Origin of the sequence: Pelotomaculum propionicicum (assembly GCF_004369225.1) — a bacterium.
In the GTDB taxonomy this organism is placed as follows: domain Bacteria; phylum Bacillota; class Desulfotomaculia; order Desulfotomaculales; family Pelotomaculaceae; genus Pelotomaculum_B; species Pelotomaculum_B propionicicum.
This window is the reverse complement of record NZ_QFFZ01000118.1, coordinates 1-2,165: the sequence shown is the minus strand read 5'-3', so window position 1 is coordinate 2,165 and position 2,165 is coordinate 1. Positions and strand designations below refer to the sequence as shown.

Annotated in this window: 2 protein-coding genes; both read left to right on the top strand. The window is 57.9% G+C overall.

Annotated features, from left to right (window positions below; translation table 11 throughout):
* Window positions 1-34: 34 nt before the first annotated feature.
* Window positions 35-523, top strand: a complete 489-nt coding sequence (gene nuoE, locus Pmgp_RS19095; RefSeq protein ID WP_134216253.1) for an NADH-quinone oxidoreductase subunit NuoE — start codon at window positions 35-37, stop codon at window positions 521-523.
* A gap of 17 nt (window positions 524-540) precedes the next feature.
* A partial coding sequence (nuoF, locus tag Pmgp_RS19090) for an NADH-quinone oxidoreductase subunit NuoF (RefSeq protein ID WP_134216251.1) occupies window positions 541-2,165 on the top strand: 1,625 nt, incomplete at its 3' end.

Sequence of the window (2,165 nt, the reverse complement as noted above, 5' to 3'; positions counted from 1 at the left end):
CAAATAGAGGGACGAAAGAGAGGGGGAGTAGTAATTGGCATCCTGTACATGCGGCGAACAAGCTGACCAAACCAAGGAAGCTGCAATGCAAAAGCTTTTTGACCAGTACCGCGATTACAAAGGAGGACTGATCCCGGTACTGCAGGAAGCCCAGAACATTTACGGCTACCTGCCGAAAGAAGTGCTTCAGCAGATCGCCAAAGAACTGCGCATACCATTCAGCAAAGTGTTCGGGGTATGCACCTTTTACGCACAGTTTCACTTAAAACCCCGCGGCCGGAACATCATCCGGGTATGTCTGGGCACAGCCTGTCACGTACGCGGCGGCTCCAAGATTTTCGAGGCGGCCAAGGAACACCTGGGGGTAGGGCACGGAGAGACCACCGACGACCTGAAGTTCACCCTGGAGACAGTAGCCTGTATCGGCGCCTGCGGCCTGTCGCCGTGCATGATGATTAACGACGACACGCACGGCCGTCTGGTGCCCAAACAGGTAGGCGGCATATTCGACTCTTACGAGTAGAGGAGGTGGAGAGAAACATGCAAAATCTTGATCAAATACGCGCCAAATATAAAGAACAATACCAGCAGAAAACCGGCAAGACCCGCATCGTAGTCGGACTCGGCACCTGCGGCATCGCGGCCGGCGGCGACAAAGTGATGGAAGCCATCAAAGAGCAGGTAGCCGCGCGCGGCCTTGACGTCGACATCGACTTTACAAGCTGCATCGGCATGTGCTACCGCGAGCCGATGGTGGAGATAGCCCTGGCCGGCGCGCCCAGCGTCTTATATGGGGACATATTTGCAGATAAAGTAGAAAAGCTTTTAGAAACCCACATAGTAAACAAAACCCCTGTATACGAGTGGGCGGCTTTTCAGATTCCAGGCAGCGCCACTCCTTACGAGGGCATCGACATCATGGAAAAAGCGCCCTACTACGAGAAGCAGGTACGTTCAGTAACCTCGCGACTGGGCCGGACAAACCCCGAGAGCATAGTTGACTACATCGCCACCGGCGGGTACGAGGGCATAGAAAAAGCCCTTGGCATGGACCGGCTGGCAGTGATAGAAGAAGTCAAGAAGTCCGGCCTGAGAGGGCGCGGCGGCGGCGGCTTCCCCACCGGGACCAAGTGGTCGTTTGTGTACGGCGCGCAGGGCGATAAGAAATACGCCGTCTGCAACGCCGACGAAGGCGACCCCGGCGCGTTCATGGACAGGTCGGTCTTAGAGGGCGACCCCCACTCAGTCCTGGAAGGCATGATGATCGGCGGCTACGCCATCGGCGCCGACGAAGGATATATATACTGCCGGGCGGAATACCCGCTGGCGATCAAGCGGCTGAACATGGCCATAGCCCAGGCCGAAGAGCACGGGCTGTTGGGAGACAACATACTTGGCTCCGGCTTCAACTTCCGGATTAAGATTAAAGCCGGCGCCGGCGCGTTCGTCTGCGGCGAAGAGACCGCGCTCTTAAACTCCATCGAAGGGCTGCGCGGCATGCCCAGAGTACGTCCGCCGTTCCCGGCGCACAAGGGTCTGTTCGGCAAGCCCACCGTATTAAACAACGTTGAGACCTATGCCAACGTGCCGTTCATCATCCGCAACGGAGGCGACTGGTACGCGGCGATGGGCACCGAGAAGAGCAAAGGGAGCAAAGTGTTCTGCCTGACCGGCAAAGTGAACAACACCGGCCTGATGGAAGTGCCCATGGGCATTACCCTGCGCGAGATCATCTTCTCCATCGGCGGCGGCATCCAGTACGGCAAAGAATTCAAAGCCGTGCAGAGCGGCGGCCCGTCCGGCGGCTGCATACCGACAGCGCACCTGGACACCCCGATCGACTACGACTCACTGACCGCGCTCGGCGCGATCATGGGTTCCGGCGGTCTGGTGGTCATGGACGAGACCACCTGCATGGTCGACGTGGCCAAGTTCTTCTTGAACTTCACCCAGCTTGAGTCCTGCGGCAAGTGCACCCCCTGCCGTGAAGGGACCAAGCGGATGCTTGAGATACTGCAGAGGATTTGCGACGGCAAGGGCGAGATGGAAGACATCGACACGTTAGAGCGTTTGTGCAGGGTAATTAAGAGCAGCGCGCTGTGCGGTCTGGGACAGACCTGCCCCAACCCGATTGCGACCACCCTGCGCTACTTCAAAGACGAGTA